General features: G+C 71.2%; 15 protein-coding genes. 9 read left to right on the top strand and 6 right to left on the bottom strand.

Annotation, left to right across the window (positions count from 1 at the left end; translation table 11 throughout):
- Positions 1-148: 148 nt before the first annotated feature.
- Entirely contained in the window at positions 149-1,723 is a 1,575-nt protein-coding gene (locus ABEG17_RS06870) for a molybdopterin-dependent oxidoreductase (RefSeq protein WP_406832531.1), read from the bottom strand.
- Between the two features lie 115 nt (positions 1,724-1,838).
- On the opposite strand from ABEG17_RS06870, the gene ABEG17_RS06865 reads away from it, so the two are divergent.
- The 6 genes from ABEG17_RS06865 to ABEG17_RS06840 all read left to right on the top strand — a co-directional run bounded on the left by ABEG17_RS06865 (position 1,839) and on the right by ABEG17_RS06840 (position 7,064).
- Entirely contained in the window at positions 1,839-2,066 is a 228-nt protein-coding gene (locus ABEG17_RS06865; protein ID WP_406832530.1) for a hypothetical protein, read from the top strand.
- A 30-nt stretch (positions 2,067-2,096) separates the two neighbouring features.
- Positions 2,097-3,635, top strand: coding sequence for an amidophosphoribosyltransferase (gene purF / locus ABEG17_RS06860; protein ID WP_406832529.1), 1,539 nt, complete (start codon positions 2,097-2,099; stop codon positions 3,633-3,635).
- Positions 3,636-3,793: 158 nt separating this feature from the next.
- On the top strand, positions 3,794-4,726 hold the full coding sequence (locus tag ABEG17_RS06855; protein ID WP_406832527.1) for a DUF559 domain-containing protein: 933 nt from the start codon (positions 3,794-3,796) through the stop codon (positions 4,724-4,726).
- Between the two features lie 139 nt (positions 4,727-4,865).
- A complete protein-coding gene (gene purM, locus ABEG17_RS06850) occupies positions 4,866-5,981 on the top strand; it encodes a phosphoribosylformylglycinamidine cyclo-ligase (RefSeq protein ID WP_406832526.1) in 1,116 nt (371 codons plus the stop codon).
- Positions 5,982-6,030: 49 nt separating this feature from the next.
- On the top strand, positions 6,031-6,384 hold the full coding sequence (locus tag ABEG17_RS06845) for a hypothetical protein (RefSeq protein WP_406832525.1): 354 nt from the start codon (positions 6,031-6,033) through the stop codon (positions 6,382-6,384).
- A 155-nt stretch (positions 6,385-6,539) separates the two neighbouring features.
- Positions 6,540-7,064 (top strand): hypothetical protein, encoded by a 525-nt coding sequence (locus tag ABEG17_RS06840; RefSeq protein WP_406832524.1) that lies wholly within the window; start codon positions 6,540-6,542, stop codon positions 7,062-7,064.
- Here the strand turns inward: ABEG17_RS06840 and ABEG17_RS06835 are convergent.
- The 4 genes from ABEG17_RS06835 to ABEG17_RS06820 form a co-directional block, all read right to left on the bottom strand.
- Positions 7,061-7,609: a cysteine hydrolase family protein gene (locus ABEG17_RS06835; protein WP_406832523.1), complete on the bottom strand. Its 549-nt coding sequence runs from the start codon at positions 7,607-7,609 to the stop codon at positions 7,061-7,063. The two genes, ABEG17_RS06840 and ABEG17_RS06835, sit on opposite strands and share 4 nt — an antisense overlap.
- Positions 7,606-9,108, bottom strand: a complete 1,503-nt coding sequence (locus tag ABEG17_RS06830) for a purine-cytosine permease family protein (protein ID WP_406832522.1) — start codon at positions 9,106-9,108, stop codon at positions 7,606-7,608. The genes ABEG17_RS06835 and ABEG17_RS06830 overlap by 4 nt, the downstream gene beginning before the upstream one ends.
- A 139-nt stretch (positions 9,109-9,247) precedes the next feature.
- A complete protein-coding gene (locus ABEG17_RS06825; RefSeq protein ID WP_056916306.1) occupies positions 9,248-9,445 on the bottom strand; it encodes a DUF3073 domain-containing protein in 198 nt (65 codons plus the stop codon).
- A gap of 166 nt (positions 9,446-9,611) precedes the next feature.
- The gene (locus tag ABEG17_RS06820; protein WP_406832521.1) at positions 9,612-10,736 is read right to left on the bottom strand and encodes a Glu/Leu/Phe/Val dehydrogenase dimerization domain-containing protein; all 1,125 of its coding nucleotides are present in this window, start codon (positions 10,734-10,736) and stop codon (positions 9,612-9,614) included.
- Between the two features lie 202 nt (positions 10,737-10,938).
- Between ABEG17_RS06820 and ABEG17_RS06815 the strand changes: the two genes are divergently transcribed.
- The 3 genes from ABEG17_RS06815 (at position 10,939) to ABEG17_RS06805 (ending at position 12,944) form a co-directional block, all read left to right on the top strand.
- A complete protein-coding gene (locus ABEG17_RS06815; protein ID WP_056884367.1) occupies positions 10,939-11,127 on the top strand; it encodes a BldC family transcriptional regulator in 189 nt (62 codons plus the stop codon).
- Positions 11,128-11,312: 185 nt separating this feature from the next.
- The gene (locus ABEG17_RS06810; protein WP_406832520.1) at positions 11,313-12,443 is read left to right on the top strand and encodes a CaiB/BaiF CoA transferase family protein; all 1,131 of its coding nucleotides are present in this window, start codon (positions 11,313-11,315) and stop codon (positions 12,441-12,443) included.
- Between the two features lie 120 nt (positions 12,444-12,563).
- Positions 12,564-12,944, top strand: a complete 381-nt coding sequence (locus tag ABEG17_RS06805; RefSeq protein ID WP_406832519.1) for a hypothetical protein — start codon at positions 12,564-12,566, stop codon at positions 12,942-12,944.
- A gap of 48 nt (positions 12,945-12,992) precedes the next feature.
- On the opposite strand, the gene ABEG17_RS06800 is transcribed toward ABEG17_RS06805, so the two are convergent.
- Positions 12,993-16,277, bottom strand: a complete 3,285-nt coding sequence (locus tag ABEG17_RS06800; protein WP_406832518.1) for a response regulator — start codon at positions 16,275-16,277, stop codon at positions 12,993-12,995.
- Positions 16,278-16,280: the final 3 nt, after the last annotated feature.

Here is a 16,280-nt window from a genome sequence, read left to right as displayed (position 1 = left end):
ATCCACTCAGAGAATTTTCTCGGCGACCTTCTCCAACTGTGGCCAAAATCCTTGGGGCGCAAGGACAAGGCCCCTGCCGAACCATGTTGGCTCGGCAGGGGCGCTGGCCGCTGGCTCGGTCGAAGGCGTTGTGCCAGTAGGCGATCGGTCAGGAGACGAGGACCACGATCGAGTGGTAGCCGGAGGCTCCACCCGGGAACGGGTCAGCCCTCTCCTGGGTCTGCACGGCGCCGGTGCCGTCGGTGGCGCGAACAGTCAGGTCGTGTCGGCCGGTCCTGGCGTCCCACTCCAGGAACCACTGGCGCCAGTAGTCGGTGCCGCCGTCGGGTCCCAGCGTGGCCTTCTGCCAGGGGCCGTTGTCCACGCGCACCTCGACCTCCTTGATGCCCCGACCCTGTGCCCAAGCGACGCCACCGATCGCGATCTTGCCGGGCTGGTACGTCGCGAGTCCGCGAGGTGTGTCGATGCGGGCCTGGGTCTTGACCCTGCCGTCGATCAGCCAGTTGCGCTGGGTCCAGTACGCCGTGTCCTTGGCGTAGGTCGTGGCGGTGAGCTTGGTGACCCACTTGGTCGCGCCGACGTAGCCGTACAGACCCGGGGTCACCATGCGGGCAGGGAAGCCGTGTCGCGCGGGCAGTGGCTGCCCGTCCATGGCGACGGCGATGATGGCGTCGCGGTCGTCGGTCAGTGCCTCGATGGGCGTCGAGATCGTCATGCCGTCGGTGGACTCGCTGAGGATCTGGTCGACGTTGCCCTTCACCCCGGCTCTCTCCAGCAGGTCCTTGATGCGCACGCCCTGCCAGAGCGTCGAGGAGATGTACGGGCCGCCGACCTCGTTGCTGACGCAGTTGAGGGTGATGCGCTTCTCGATCATCGGCATCTTGAGCAGCTCGTCGAAGGTGATCGAGTAGGGCTTGTCCACGTCGCCGGCGATCTCGAGCTTCCAGGACTCGACGTCCACGCGCGGGATCACCAGGGCGGTGTCGACCCGGTAGAAGTCGTTCGGTGGGGTGCTGAAGGGGGTGATCCCCTTGATCTTGGTCTCGAGTCCCGCAGGCAGGGCGGCTTCGGTGTTCTGCGGCGCCGGCAGGGTCACGGAGGAGGGAAGGGTCGGCGGGACGGCGAGCTTCTGGCCCAGGCTCCCGACGGCGGCGGCGCCGACCGTGGCGCCGGCGGCGCCGATCAGGAAGTTGCGTCGGCCGGTCGTCGTGGGGGTGCCCGGCGCCTGGGCAGAGTGGTCCAGCGGCGACTCGACGGCAGTCGTCCCCGGCTCCCTCCCACCGCCGTTGAGGAGGCGCAGCAACCCGAAGAGGACGCCGACGCCGACGAGGGCAGCCGCCAGGGCCGGCAGGATGTCGACGGGGTCGGCCGTGGGCCGCAGCATCGCTGCCAGCCCGGCCAGGCCTGCGAGCAGCACGAGCAGGACCCCGGCCAGGCTCGGACGCCGGCGGGCCACCAGGCCGATGCCGACGGCGATGAGGGCCGTGACCAGGCCCACGCTGCCGAGGAGGACGGGCTTGTCGTTGGTGCCGAAGTGCTGGATGGCCCATTCCTTGACCGGGGTGGGCGTGGCGTCGATCACCGTGGAGCCCACCGACAGGACGGGCGAGGCGGCCGGGTTGACGAGGGCCGCGACGAGGTGACCCACGGCCATCCCGGTGAGTGCCGCGAGCAGGCCGCTGACGGCATACCTGAGGCTCTGGGTCTTCGACGTGGGTTCCATGACCTTCATTCGTACCCGCAGGGTCGACGGATGGGTAGGGCGGCCGGTGCTCGGGGTCCGCGCGACATCCGCAGGGGCCGTGAAGGGACCGGACGGGGGAGGTAGCGTTGACGTCGTGCCTCCCACCCGTCGCTACCCCAACTTCGTCGCCTTCATCTCCACGGGGGTGATCCTCGGCTTCGTCATCGGGTCGGCGTTCGCGTACTACGGCGGGAGCAACACGACGGAGTACGGCCGCACCTACAGCGCGAGCTCGTCGATCCTGTTCCTCGGGGTGCTCGGCGCCTGCGTGTTCGGCCTCATCGCGGCCGTCGTCGCCGTCCTTCTTGAACGCCGCGACTGACGCCCTTCCCCCTGTGGGATACTGAGCCACGTGGCACGTGGCGACGGACAGCTGACGCACGACCTCCTTCCGAACGAGAAGGGCCCGCAGGACGCCTGCGGGGTCTTCGGGGTCTGGGCTCCCGGCGAGGAGGTCGCCAAGCTCACCTACTACGGCCTCTACGCGCTGCAGCACCGCGGGCAGGAGTCGGCCGGCATCGCGACCTCCGACGGTCGCTCGATCCTGGTCTACAAGGACATGGGGCTGGTCTCCCAGGTCTTCGACGAGCGGTCGCTCGCCTCCCTGCGCGGTCACCTCGCGGTCGGCCACTGCCGCTACTCGACCACTGGCGGCTCGACCTGGGAGAACGCCCAGCCGACCCTTGGCGGGCACGCCGAGTCGACGGTGGCCCTGGCGCACAACGGCAACCTGATCAACTCCGCCGAGCTGCGTGAGCTGGTCGCCTCGCGTACGGAGGAGGGCTTCGCCCACGGCGGCGGCGAGCTCGTCCGGGGCAACACCACGGACACCGCGCTGGTCACGGCGCTGCTCGCGGACGACCCGGACCGCTCGCTCGAGGCCGCGGCGATGGACATCCTGCCCAAGCTCAAGGGCGCCTTCTGCTTCGTCTTCATGGACGAGCACACCCTGTATGCCGCCCGCGACCCGCAGGGGATCCGTCCCCTGGTCCTCGGTCGCCTCGACCGTGGCTGGGTGGTGGCGTCGGAGACCGCCGCCCTCGACATCGTCGGCGCCTCCCTCATCCGTGAGGTCGAGCCGGGTGAGCTCATCGCCATCGACGAGGACGGCCTGCGCTCGCAGCGGTTCGCCGAGACCGACCGCAAGGGCTGCGTCTTCGAGTACGTCTACCTCGCGCGCCCGGACACGACGATCAACGGTCGAGGTGTCCACGAGTCCCGCGTCGAGATGGGCCGGACGCTGGCGCGCGAGCACCCGGTCGAGGCAGACCTGGTCATGCCGACGCCCGAGTCGGGCACGCCGGCCGCCATCGGGTACGCCCAGGAGTCCGGCATCCCCTACGGCCAGGGCCTCGTCAAGAACTCCTACGTCGGGCGCACCTTCATAGCCCCCTCGCAGACGATCCGACAGCTCGGCATCCGGCTCAAGCTCAACCCGTTGCGCGAGGTCATCAAGGGCAAGCGGCTGGTCGTCGTGGACGACTCGATCGTGCGCGGCAACACCCAGCGAGCCCTCGTGCGGATGCTGCGCGAGGCCGGGGCGGCCGAGGTCCACGTGCGGATCTCGAGCCCGCCGGTGCGCTGGCCCTGCTTCTACGGCATCGACTTCGCGACCCGGGCCGAGCTGATCGCCACCGGCATCGGGGTGGAGGAGGTCTGCACCTCCATCGGGGCCGACTCGCTGGGCTACATCAGCGAGGAGGGCATGGTCGCCGCCACCGAGCAGCCCGCCGAGCAGCTGTGCACGGCGTGCTTCTCGGGCACGTACCCACTCGAGCTCCCCGAGGCGAGCCGTCTTGGCAAGAACCTGTTCGAGACGCTGCCCCTGGACGTCGACGGCGTCACGCTCGGCGTCGGCGGCGGCGCCGCAGACGCCCTCACCCGCCCCTGACCCCACGCCATACCTCCCCGGAGCCCCCTGAACCCTCCCCGGCGGGTCGATGTGAACGCGCTCGGCTTTCCGAGCGCGTTCACATCGACCCGCGGGGTATGGCGCGGGGCTGTGGATGACGCGGCCGTAGCCGCCGCGCTCTTCGCCACCATCGGGTGGTGGCCAACACCCGTCGTCCTCGTGTGCCGAGGGACCTGCTCCGGCAGGCGTCGCACGACGGCGTCCTGTCCCGGTCCGAACTGCGCGAGCGCGGGTGGGACCGCAATGCCGTCGCCCGCCAGGTGGCGTCGGGCCGGTGGGCGTCTCATGGTCTGCAGACGATCGCCCTGCACACCGCGCCCCTCGGCGTCGGCGCCCTGCGGTGGCGCGCGATCTGGGAGGTGGGACTCCGCGTCGCGGCCCTCGACGGGGTCACCGCCCTGCAGGCCGCTGGCCTCGTCGGGTTCAAGGACGAGCGGGTCCACGTCTCCGTGGTGCACAACGCCCACGTCCGACCCGTGGCGGGGGCGACTCTGCACAAGGTGGTGCGGCGGGTGCCTGAGGAGCTCGTGGCCTCGGGCCTCCCGCGAACGGTGCCTGCGATCGCCGCAGTGCGGGCGGCTCACTGGGCTGTCAGCGACCGCCAGGCCGCGTTGGTGCTCGTGATGCCGGTCCAGCAGCGAATCATCACCGGACCGCAGCTGGTCGCCGCGGCCCGAACCGTGCGTGGCCGGACCCGGCGGGCGTTCATCCCGACCGTCGCCGAGGACATCGCCGACGGGGCGCAGAGCCTTGGCGAGCTCGACTTCTCGGCGATGTGCAGGGTGCGCGGCCTCCCGGCTCCGACGCGTCAGGCGATGCGCCGGCTCGGGCAGGGGCGCGTCTACCTGGACGTGGTGTGGGAGGAGGTCGGGCTGGTCGTGGAGATCGACGGTTCGCAGCACCAGTGGGGACTGACCGCGACCGACGACCAGTTTCGCCAGAACGCGTTGGTCATCAGCGGAGACCGGGTCCTGCGGATGACGCTGATGGGTCTGCGCCTCGATCCCGAGCGCTTCATGGGACAGGTCTGCGCCGCGCATGCGACCTTCGCTCGGCGTCGCGCGGGTTGATCCTCCCCTCAACGCCACCGAGTCGATGTGAACACGCCCGGAAATCCGAGCGTGTTCACATCGACCCGGTGAAGGACCCGGGGCAAGGGCGCCAGGGAGGCGAACCGGGGAGGGTGGGGTGGACGGCTAGGGTGGCCACGTGAGCGAACCGATCACCTATGCCTCCGCCGGTGTCGACGTCGAGGCCGGTGACCGGGCCGTCGAGCTGATGAAGACCTCGGTCCGCCGGGCCACCCGGCCCGAGGTGCTCGGAGGGCTCGGGGGCTTCGCCGGCATGTTCGACGCCAGCGCCCTCGTGGGGATGACCCGCCCCGTCCTAGCGACGAGCACCGACGGTGTCGGCACCAAGGTCGCGATCGCCCAGGCCATGGACCGCCACGACACCATCGGCTTCGACCTCGTCGGCATGGTCGTCGACGACATCGTCGTATGCGGCGCCGAGCCACTGTTCATGACCGACTACATCGCCACCGGGCGAGTGGTGCCCGAGCGGATCGCGGCCATCGTGTCCGGTATCGCCGCTGCCTGCGAGCAGGCGCGGGTCGCCCTCGTGGGTGGTGAGACGGCCGAGCACCCCGGGTTGCTCGCGCCCGACGAGTACGACGTGGCCGGCGCCGCCACCGGCGTCGTCGAGCACGCCGACGTGCTGGGTCCCGACCGAGTGGCGCCCGGAGACGTGGTGCTGGCCCTGGGCTCGAGTGGCCTGCACTCCAACGGGTACTCCCTGGTGCGCAAGGTCGTCGGTGCGGCCGGGTGGCAGCTCGACCGGCACGTCGAGGAGTTCGGCCAGACCCTCGGCGAGGAGCTGCTCACCCCGACGCGCGTCTACTCGGCCGACCTTCTGGACCTGATCCGCACCGAGGGCATCGACGTGCACGCCCTGTCGCACGTCACCGGTGGTGGTCTCGCGGCCAACCTCGCCCGTGTCCTGCCCCGGGGTGTCTTCGCCCGTCTGGACCGCTCCACGTGGACCCCTCCGGCGGTCTTCTCCACGGTGGGCTCGCTCGGCGCGGTGCCCCGGGCGGATCTCGAACGCACCCTCAACATGGGCGTCGGCTTCGTCGCCATGCTCCCCGCCGATCAGGTCGACGCCGCGACGCGCGAGCTGGCCGCGCGCGGCATACCGGCGTGGGCCATCGGCGAGGTGAGCAGCCTGGAGGGCGCGTCCGTCGAGACCGGCGTCGAGGTCGTCCACGGTGCCAAGGGCGTCGACGGCGGGTCGGTGCAGGTCGTCGGCGAACACCCTCATCCCTGAGTAGGAGAACGTCTGTCGCGTGGTCCGGCGGACGGCCACACTGGGCGTCATGGCAGCCCACTCCCGGTCGACGACCACCGTGTGCTGGTCGGCTGCGATCGGGACGCTCGGGGCCACGATGCTGGTCTTCGCGGGGATGGCGGTGGCGGCGGTGTTCGGTGCGGTCGGCACGATCGTGGGCGCGGTGACCAGCGAGCACCCGCTCGACACCGGGCCGATCGTCCGCATGACCGGCCTCGCCGTCGTCCTCTGCCTCGCCGTGTCCTGGGGCGGCGGCTGGGTGGTGGCCGGCGCCGACGAAGGGCTCGTCCCGCGGTGGCTCGCGGGGGTGACGACCGGCCTCCTCGGCCTCGGCGCGGGAGTCGTCGTGATGTCGCTGGGACTCGGGTTGAGGCCGTTCTGAGTCGGGTTCGCCCCTGCAGGGGCGCCCGGGAGGCGCCCACCAGGCGCCCGCCACTGCCCGCCACTGCCCGCCAGGCATCTGGGCTGCCGGACCCGGTCCGTCCGGGTCGTCCCGGATCTCTGGCGCCGGCGCACGAACTCGCCCTACCCTCAGCCATGCAGATCTTCGGGGGACAGGGCGAACGAGACCAGGCTGAGCCGGTGGCGCCGGCGGAGGACCCGGTGGAGCGGCAGTACCGCTACCTGCTGCGGACCGCTCCCGCCGACGCGCTCGAGGCCGCGCACGTCGAGGCGCTGGCTGCACTGCCCGACGAGGTCCGGGCAGCGGTGCTGACCACCGTCCAGGAGGCGCTGGTCGCCGGGCAGCGCCTTCGGCCGAGCGACATCCGGCCGCTGGCCCGGCTCGTGACCGCGGGAGAGCGGCGTGCCCCGGGCGCCTTCCTGTCGGCCTGTCCGCCGCGGGCCCGGCACGAGCTGGCTGACGCCGTGGTGTCGTCGGAGGCGGCCTTCGGCCTCCTGGGTGGGTATGCCGCGTGGGACGGCTCGGACCCCGAGTCCGCCGACGTCGGGGTGGCCAACGGCGGCAACCACCTCGCGGGTGGCGCTGACCCCGCCGCGCTCGGCAAGTACCTGGCCCAGAGCCACGGCCAGGCCGCCTCCGGCGGTGGCGCCGGCTTCTAGGTCGCCTCGGCCAGCACCTCGTCGGTCGTCGCGAGGCGGACGAGTGGCCGGTAGAGGGCCATGAGGTCCAACGCCTTGCTGTGGTTCGCGTCGTCCGACCCGGCACAGGCGTCCGTCACGACCGTCACGGACGCTCCCGCGTCGGCGGCCGCCAGCACCGTCGAGATGACGCAGCAGTCCGTCGCGACGCCCGCGACGACGAGGTGGGGGTGGTCGCCGACGACCGGTCGCAGCACGTCCCACTTGCCGAACGTCGGGGCGCTCACGACCGTCGCCGTCAGGTCCGAGACCTCGTCGGTGAGCTCGTAGAGCGGGTCGGCGTCACCGACCAGGGCCCACGGGAACTCCTCGTAGTACGGCTCCCAGGCGCCCTGGGGCTCCGTCGGCGCGACGAACCGGGTGAGCACCGTCCGCCCTGCGTATGCAGCGGCGAGCCTGCGCGCGGAGCTCGCGGCCGCGGCATACGCAGGAGCGCGCCAGGGGCTGGACGGGTCGCCGAAGACGCGCTGGAAGTCGATCCCCACGAACCAGGTGGCGTCGCTCACGCGCGGGACCCGGTGCTCTCCTCCTGGCGGCGCACCGTGGACCGGCGCAGGACGAGGGTCGCGGCGAACGAGAGCACCAGGGCGAGCAGCACGCCGAGGTTGGCGTAGGGCCAGTTGCCCTCCCAGTAGTCGCCGGCAGGGTCGTGGACGAACCTCCCGAGGCCGAGCGGCTCGAGCAGGTAGCCCTGCCAGTTGTTCCACGAGGCGTCCTTGGCGAAGCCGTTGACCACCAGGCCCCAGCCCAGGACCGAGGTGACCGCCATGGTGCCGATCGAGGCCCAGTCCCACGCGCCGTACCGGCCGGCGGGGTCGAACAGCGCCTCTTCGTCGTAGTCACGCTTGCGGAGCACGATGTCGGCGATCATGATCCCTGCCCACGAGGCGAGCGGGACGCCGAGAGTGATGAGGAACGACTGGAACGGGTTGATGAAGCTGTCGGCGAAGAAGACGACGTAGATGGTGCCGAGGGTGAGGATGACCCCGTCGACGAAGGCAGCGCGTGGGCGCGAGATGCGCACGCCGAGCGACAGCAACGTCAGGCCCGAGGAGTAGATGCCCAGCACGGCGCCGCTGACCAGGGCGAGGATCGCTGCCAGCAGGAACGGCACGAGGAACCACGTGGGCAGGATCGTGGCCAGGGTCCCGACCGGGTCGCTGCCGATGCCGTCGAGGAGCTTCTTGTCGGACCCGGCCAGTGCCAGGCCGAAGGTCACCAGCAGGACAGGGGCGAGGGCGCCGCCGAAGGTGTTCCACGCGACGATGGAGGCGCCCGAGGCGTCGCGGCGCTGGTAGCGCGACCAGTCGGCGGCGATGTTGATCCACCCCAGGCCGAACCCGGTCATGACCAGGACGAGCGCGCCGACCACCTGCTGGGGCGAGCCCGACGGCAGGGTGGACACCCGCGCCCAGTCGACGTGACCGACGGTGAGGACGACGTAGACGATCGTGACGGCGCCGGTGATCCAGGTGAGCCAGGACTGCAGTCGCATGATCACGTGGTAGCCGGCGACCGACGCCGCGACCACCAGGGCCGCCGTGACGAGGCTCGCCACGATCTTGGTCGCAGTGCCCCCGCTCCAGCCCAGCTGGGTGAAGACGGTGGCCGTCGCCAGGGTGGCGGTGATGACCAGGAACGTCTCCCAGCCGATCGAGGTCAGCCACGACATCACCCCCGGGACCTTCTGCCCGGTCACGCCGAAGGCCGCGCGCGACAGCACCATGGTCGGCGCCGACCCGCGCTTGCCGGCGATCGCGATGACGCCGCAGAGCGCGAACGACACGACGACCCCGACGACCGTGACGAGCACGGCCTGCCAGAAGGAGATCCCGAACCCGAGCACGAACCCGGCGTAGGAGAGCCCGAAGACGGAGACGTTGGCCGCGAACCACGGCCAGAACAGGTCCGAGGGTCGTGCCGTGCGCTCGGCCTCGTCGATGACCTCGATGCCGGTGGTCTCGACCCCGAGACGGCGCGTCTGCTCGCGCATGTCAGTGCTCATGGCGCGAGCGTAGGGCCTGACGGGCCGCACCACTCATGCGCCACGGCACGACGCCATGACGACGTGCCGTGGTGCGGCGGTGATGACACACGAGCCAGTGGCCCGCGCATGAGGTGGTGTGGTCAGTCAGGCCGTCGGGTCAAGCTTGACCCGACGCCCACTTCCCGTACTCGTCGTACTCGTCCTCGCTCACGGAGGTGTCGGACTTTCGGTCCGGCTCCGCGTAGGAAGACCCGTGCAGTTCTTGCTCAAGCGCACTCAGGTCGGTGTTGGGAGAGAAGTACTTCAGCTCCCGGGCAACCTTGGTCTGCTTGGCTTTGGCCCGGCCGCGCCCCATGGCGTGACCCCCTCATGCGTCTGGCGGGACGGCATCGCTGGGTACGAGTCGTCGTGATGACGGCTCGACTCCGCGGAGCGGTCCCGGGAATCGTGTATTTGTCGTGAGGCCAACGCTACAGGAGCGTTGCAAGTTTGGCGGCCGGACTCCCGCCCGGCGGACGAGTTCAGCGGGCGGGGAGCCAGATCCCGCCGGCCGCCTTGGCGGCCATCCGCTCCTCGGCGATGTGGTCGGCCGCTGCTGCCGGGGTGATGTCGCGGGCGGTCGCGGTCTCCAGCACCTCGAGGGTGTGGTCGAAGATCGCGGTCGCGCCCTTCTTGGCCCGCTCGAAGTCGAAGCCGTGCAGCTCGTCGCTGACCTGGATGACGCCGCCGGCGTTGACCAGGAAGTCGGGCGCGTAGGTGATGCCGCGGGCCTTGAGCTGCTCGGCGGTGCCGCCCTCGCCCTCGGTGACGAGCTGGTTGTTGGCCCCGCCGCAGACGACGGTGGCGGTGAGGGCTGCGACGGTCTGCTCGTCGAGGGCGCCGCCGAGGGCGCAGGGCGCGTAGACGTCGAGGTCCGCGCGGACCAGCGTGTCGGTGTCGGCGACCACGTCGATCTGCGGGTGGGCTGCCTTGAGCGCGGCGACCGCCTGCTCGTTGACGTCGGTCACGACCACGTGCGCGCCGTCCTCGAGCAGGTGACCGGTGAGGATGCGCCCGACCTTGCCGACGCCGGCGATGCCGACGGTGCGGCCCTTGAGGGTGGGCTCGCCCCACAGGTGCTGGGCGCAGGCCCGCTGGCCCTGGAACACGCCGTACGCCGTGAGCACGGAGGAGTCGCCCGCACCGCCGTTGGCCTCGGAGCGGCCGGTGGCGAAGCGCGTCGTCTCGCTCACGACGTCCATGTCCGCGACATACGTGCCCACGTCGCAGGCCGTGACGTAGCGGCCACCGAGGCTCTCCACGAAGCGGCCGTAGGCGCGCAGAAGCTCCGGCGTCTTGTCCGTCGCGGGGTCGCCGATGATGACCGCCTTGCCGCCACCGAGGTCGAGGCCGGCCACGGCGTTCTTGTAGGCCATGCCGCGCGACAGGCGCAGGACGTCGGCGAGCGCGGCCTCCTCGGAGGCGTACGGGTAGAACCGCGTCCCGCCGAGGGCCGGGCCGAGGGCGGTGCTGTAGATGCCGATGATCGCGCGCAGGCCCGTCGTGCGGTCGTGGCAGAACACGACCTGCTCGTGCTCGGACATGGGGGTCGTACGGCCCTCCGGCGAGGTGGGCATCGGGCTGGACGGCGACGAGGACGTGGTCACGGTGGTGACTCCTGGAGCTCGGTGAGGCGCTGGACGGGGGAGGGGCGGCGCGGGTCTCGCGACCCCCACAGCGTATTCCTGACCACCCTGTGGTCGGGTGACTAGTCCTAACGGGCCATGCTGGATGACCCGTATGGAATGTTCCCAAAGGATGCGGGTTGTCCGATTATGGAGAGACGTCCCCCTGCACGAGGAGAAAGTCATGGTTACTCGCACCACCGAGGTCGAGAAGTTGCTCACCCCCGCGGAAGTGGCATCGCTGTTCCGCGTGGATCCCAAGACCGTCACCCGCTGGGCCAAGGCGGGGAAGCTCAACTCGATCCGCACGCTCGGCGGTCACCGCCGTTACCGAGAGGCCGAGGTTCGCGCCCTTCTCTCTGACGTGATCTGAGCTGCTGGCCGGCCTCCGGGGGCAGGGCCCGGGCGCCGGCGGACAGCCGCTCGACCAGCACTGCTCACCCCTCGGGGTGAGGTCTTCACCGCCCCGAGGGGTGGCCGTCCTCCGGGCTGCCCGGACTCGGGCAAGGAATCACCCAGTCGGCTCCGGCGGCCCCGTCGCGACGGTACGTTGCGGTCATGGCCGACCAGGAGCTGTCCAGCGGGCGACGTGGTCCGCTCACCGGGGTGAGCGTGCTCGAGGTCGGGGGGATCGGCCCGGTGCCGTTCGCCGCCATGCTGTTGGCCGACCTCGGCGCCCGAGTCGTGCGCATCGACCGCCCGGGGGAGGACCTCAGCGGCACCCACGCCGTCCTCCTGCGCGGACGCAGCTCGGTGGTCCTCGACCTCAAGTCCGACGCCGGGTGCGCCGAGGTGCTGCGGCTCGTCGAGGCCAGTGACGTGCTGCTCGAGGGCTTCCGGCCCGGTGTCGCCGAACGCCTGGGCTTCGGCCCGGACGTGGCCCTGTCGCGCAACCCGGCGCTGGTCTACGGCCGGATGACCGGCTGGGGACAGGACGGTCCGTATGCAGCGCTGGCCGGGCACGACATCACCTACCTGGCGATCAGCGGTGTCCTCGATGCGTTCGTGGGGGAGGGCGGCCGTCCGGTGCCGCCGCTCAACCTCCTGGGTGACTTCGGTGGGGGCGGCGCCCTGCTGGCCTTCGGGGTGCTGGCGGGCGTGCTGCACGCCCGTGCCACGGGCGAGGGCCAGGTGGTCGATGCGGCCATCGTCGACGGTGTGGCGTCGATGACCGCGATGCAGCAGGCGATGCTCGCCTCCGGGGCGTGGTCGCAGCCGCGCGGACACAACCTGTTCGACGGCGGGGCGCCGTTCTACCGCTGCTACCGCACCAGCGACGACCGCTGGATCGCGGTCGGGGCCATCGAGCCCGTCTTCTACGACCGGCTCCTGCGAGGACTCGGTCTCCAGGACCTCCCTCGCGACGTCCCTGCACAGATGGACCCCACGGGGTGGGCGCAGACCAGTGAGCTGTTCGCGGCGCGGTTCTCGGGCCGGACGAGGGCCGAGTGGGTGGACATCTTCGCGGACCTCGACGCCTGCGTCGCCCCGGTCCTCACGCTCGAGGAGGCGCGGGCCGACCCCCACCTCGCCGTGCGACGCACCTACGGCGACCGGGACGGGGCGCTGGTCCAGCCTGCGGTGGTCCCCCGGTTCTCGCGCACCCCGGGCCGTGGTGGGGGCGGTCCAGGAGCTCAGGGCGCCTCGGACGGACCGCTTCGGGCGACGCGCTCGACGAGTACGGACTAGGAGCGCTGGGCCGAACGGACGACATCCTGTTCAAGTATTGGCAAAGTCCATACCGGCCGCATCCCCCCACCGTGTTCCATGAGGACTTAACTTACGCACGTGATTCCTAGGGAGACCGCAGTGATCAACAGCCTCGGCGTCTTTGTCCAGGACCAGATGGACCTGCTCGGGTTGAGCCGTGCGGTCCTGTCCGAGCGCACGGGCATCGACGAGTGGATGCTCGCGACGATCCTCGACTCCCACGTCCTGGCGGGCTCGCCCGACACCGACGACATCCGGGCACTGGCCCAGGTCTTCTCCGTGCCGGTGCGTGAGGTCGTCCTGCGCGCCGCCGAGGGCTGCGGACTCAGCGTGATGACCCCGATGAGCCCCGCAGAGACGCTGCTGCTCGCTTCGAACGACGAGCTCATGGGCGAGGTCCGACGGCGGTTGGCGCTCGGTGCCCGCACCGGTGGCTACCTCGCCGCTCCCGTCGCCCGGTGGGACGTCGAGTCCGTCTGACCGGAACCACCGAACCACCGACCCTCCGTCGACCGGCCTGAGACCTCTTCAGGCCGACTGCCGGAGGGTTTCGGCTACCCCCTCGAGGGCCGAGACGGCGCGCTCGCGCTCGCGTCGCAGCCGGTCGAGCACGCGGTCGTCCGCCAGGGTGCCCTCGTCACCGAGGTCCTCGACCTCCTTGCACAAGGCCGCCAGGGCGGTCGCGCCCAGGTTGGCCGAGCTGCCCTTGAGGCCGTGGGCGGCGCGCCCCATCGCGGTGGCGTCGCCGCTGTCGCGGGCCTGCACCAGCGTCGCCATCGCCTGGCCGGAGTTGGTCCCGAACCGGTCGATGAAACGCAACAGCATGGTCGGGTCGCCCGGCTCGAGGTCGAGCAGCTCCTCTAGGCGCCCGCGGTCGAGGACCTCCGGGTCGATCCCCGTGACGAGTCCGCCGACATCGGCACCCGCCCGCGGCGCTCGGCTGTCCGCCTGCGACGCGTCGGTGGCCGCGCCCGGCCCGTTGGCCTCCGGCCGCCCCGTGCGCACCCAGCGGCCCAACGTCGAGCGCAGCAGCCCCACGTCGACGGGCTTGGTCAGGAAGTCGTCCATGCCGGCCAGCAGGCACCGTTCGCGCTCGCCGGCGATGGCTGCCGCGGTCATCGCGATGATGGGCACCCTCGTACCGGGCCCCTCCTGCGCCCTGATGGCGCGCGTCGCCGCGTAACCGTCCATCTGGGGCATCTGGCAGTCCATGAGGATGGCGTCGACGCCGGCCGGGTCCGCCACGAAGGTGGCCACGCCCACCGCGCCGTTCTCGGCGACGGACGCTGCATACCCGAGGCTCTCGAGGATGCCCACGGCAACCATCTGGTTGACAGCGTTGTCCTCCACGACGAGCACCCGGCCGCGGGTCCTCGGAGGCCCGCCGGGCGTCGGCCCGGTGACCACTGACCCGCGGCGCGAGGACTGGCCCGTGGTCGCCGGGGTGGACGCGGCCACGGTGGCCAGGCTGTCGAAGAGGTTCGAGGCGAACACCGGCTTCGTCAGGGCGATGTCGATGCCGGCCTCGTTGAGGGTGGACGCGTTCAGGTCCATCGACGAGCTGAGCAGGATGATCCGGGTGTCGGCGAAGCGGCCGTCGCCGCGCACCATACGAGCGAACTGCTCACCATTGACGCCCGGCATGAGGTAGTCCAGCAGGACGATGTCGAAGGGTGCGCCGCGCCGGTGCGCCTCGTCGAGCAGGCTCAGGCCCTCCACGCCCGACCCCGCGAGGGAGGTGTCCACCTTCCACGAACCGAGCTGCTCCTCGAGGATGAACCGGTTGGTGTCGTTGTCGTCGACCACCAGGACGCGCAGGCCGGACACGACGGCAGTGCCCGACGACGCCGGCACGGGGAGGTCGGTCGCGGGGGCGAAGGGCGCCGTGAACCAGAACGTGCTGCCGCGACCGCGGGTGCTGATGACCCCGATCTCGCCGCCCATGGCAGTGACGATCTGACGGCTGATCGCCAGACCGAGGCCGGTGCCGCCGAACTCGCGGGTCGTCGAGGTGTCACCCTGCGAGAAGGCCGTGAACAGGCGGGCCTGCACCTCGGGCGTCATGCCGGACCCCGTGTCGGTCACCTCGACACGCAGCACCACGGTGTCGTCCTGTGCCGCTCGCTCGAGGGAGGCGCGGACCACGACCTCGCCGCTGGCGGTGAACTTGACGGCGTTGGCGGTGAGGTTGGCGATGACCTGGCCGAACCGCACCGGGTCGCCGCAGACGGCGGTCGGCAGGTCGGGCTGGCACGACACGACGAGCTCGAGGGCCTTGCGCCTCGCCTGCTCCGCCACGATCGTGCTGCTCTGCTCGATGACGGACCGCGGGTCGAAGTCGACTTCTTCGAGCTCGAGCCGCCCGGCCTCGATCTTGGACAGGTCGAGGATGTCGTTGACGAGGGCGAGCAGCTGTCGGCCGGCGTTGTCGATGCCGTCGGCCAGGCGCCGTTGGCGCTCGGTGAGCTCGGTGCGGGTGAGCAGCTCGGAGAGGCCGATGACGCCGTTGAGGGGGGTGCGGATCTCGTGGCTCATCGTCGCGAGGAACTCCGACTTGGCGACCGAGGCGGCCATCGCGTCGTCGCGGGCCGCGGCCAACCGCTCCCTGGTCCACTCGCGTTCCGCGACCCGGGCGAACAGGGCGGTGGCCTGGCCGACGGTCACCGAGTCGCTCTCGGTCGGTGGTGTGGTGGCCCGGCTGTCCATGGCGATGACGCAGGCCGCGCGACCCTCGGCCACGATGGGGGCGGCCACCAGCGTGGTGCCCTCGGAGGTCGTGCCGACGGCCGGTTCGCGCGTCTGGACGGCCTGTCTCGCGAGCCGCAGTGCCTCGGCCAGGTCGGGTGCGGGGGCCTGACGCACGTCTGCGTCCACGGGGTCGAGCCGGCCGTCCTGGTCGACCATCCACGCCGCCACGGGGCGCCAACCGGTGTGGGTGGCGACGTCGGCGATGATGCTGGGGACGACGTCGACCAGGCGGGAGGCCTCGTTGGCGGTGGTGGCCATGGCGGACAGCAGGGCCAGGGCCTGCTCGGCGTCCTTGGTGGAGGTGATGTCCTGCGACGTGCCCCCCATCCGCAGCACGCTGCCGTCGGCACCGAAGGCCACCCGCCCCCGGCCCCGCACCCACACGACGGCGCCGTCGGGGCGGATCGCGCGCGCGTCGAACTCGAACTCGTCGTCGGCGACCGTGGTGCCCATGACGGCCTTCTGCACGTGCTCCCGGTCGTCCGGGTGCAGGAGGTCGACGAAGGACTGGGCGGTCAGCTGGCCTGCGGTGGCGGGGTCCAGCCCGTAGAGCCGGTACAGCTCGTCGGACCAGGTCACCTGGTCCTGCACGACGTCCCATTCCCAGCTCCCGATGTGGGCGATGCGCTGTGCCTCGCCCAGCTGTTGCTCGCGGTGCTGCAGGGTGTCCAGGAGGCGACGCTGCTCGCTGTACTCGGTGACGCGGTGCAACCACCCGACGTGCTCACCGTCGTCGTTCCTGATCGGGGTGTGGCTGACCAGGGCCCAGATGTCGGAGCCGTCGCCGCACAGGAAGCGGCACTCCAGGTTGGTGCCCGGGTGCGCGGTCGTGGCGAGCTGGGCGAGGTGTCGAGCGAGGTCCACCTTGCCCTGCTCGTCCATGCAGTCGTAGACCGAGAGCCGGCGCATCTGCTCGGGGGTCCGCCTGAGCATCTCGCCCAGCCGGGCGTTGGCGAACACCGTCGTCCCGTGCTCGTCGAACACCCACAGGCCGTCCGGGGACGCCTGCACGAGCCAGCGGCTCAGGTCACCGGGCGCGGTGTCGGCGAGGCCGTTGTGGTCCACACC

This window comes from Pedococcus sp. KACC 23699 (assembly GCF_045348425.1).
Taxonomy (GTDB): domain Bacteria; phylum Actinomycetota; class Actinomycetes; order Actinomycetales; family Dermatophilaceae; genus Pedococcus.
This window is presented reverse-complemented; position numbering and strand designations above follow the sequence as displayed.

Excerpts from the sequence above, each read along its gene's own strand:
- ABEG17_RS06870 (WP_406832531.1), bottom strand. The coding sequence starts at position 1,723 with ATGGAACCCACGTCGAAGACCCAGAGCCTCAGGTATGCCGTCAGCGGC.
- ABEG17_RS06845 (WP_406832525.1), top strand. The coding sequence starts at position 6,031 with ATGGCAGCCCACTCCCGGTCGACGACCACCGTGTGCTGGTCGGCTGCG.
- ABEG17_RS06840 (WP_406832524.1), top strand. The coding sequence starts at position 6,540 with ATGCAGATCTTCGGGGGACAGGGCGAACGAGACCAGGCTGAGCCGGTG.
- ABEG17_RS06830 (WP_406832522.1), bottom strand. The coding sequence starts at position 9,108 with ATGAGCACTGACATGCGCGAGCAGACGCGCCGTCTCGGGGTCGAGACC.
- ABEG17_RS06825 (WP_056916306.1), bottom strand. The coding sequence starts at position 9,445 with ATGGGGCGCGGCCGGGCCAAAGCCAAGCAGACCAAGGTTGCCCGGGAG.
- ABEG17_RS06815 (WP_056884367.1), top strand. The coding sequence starts at position 10,939 with ATGGTTACTCGCACCACCGAGGTCGAGAAGTTGCTCACCCCCGCGGAA.
- ABEG17_RS06810 (WP_406832520.1), top strand. The coding sequence starts at position 11,313 with ATGGCCGACCAGGAGCTGTCCAGCGGGCGACGTGGTCCGCTCACCGGG.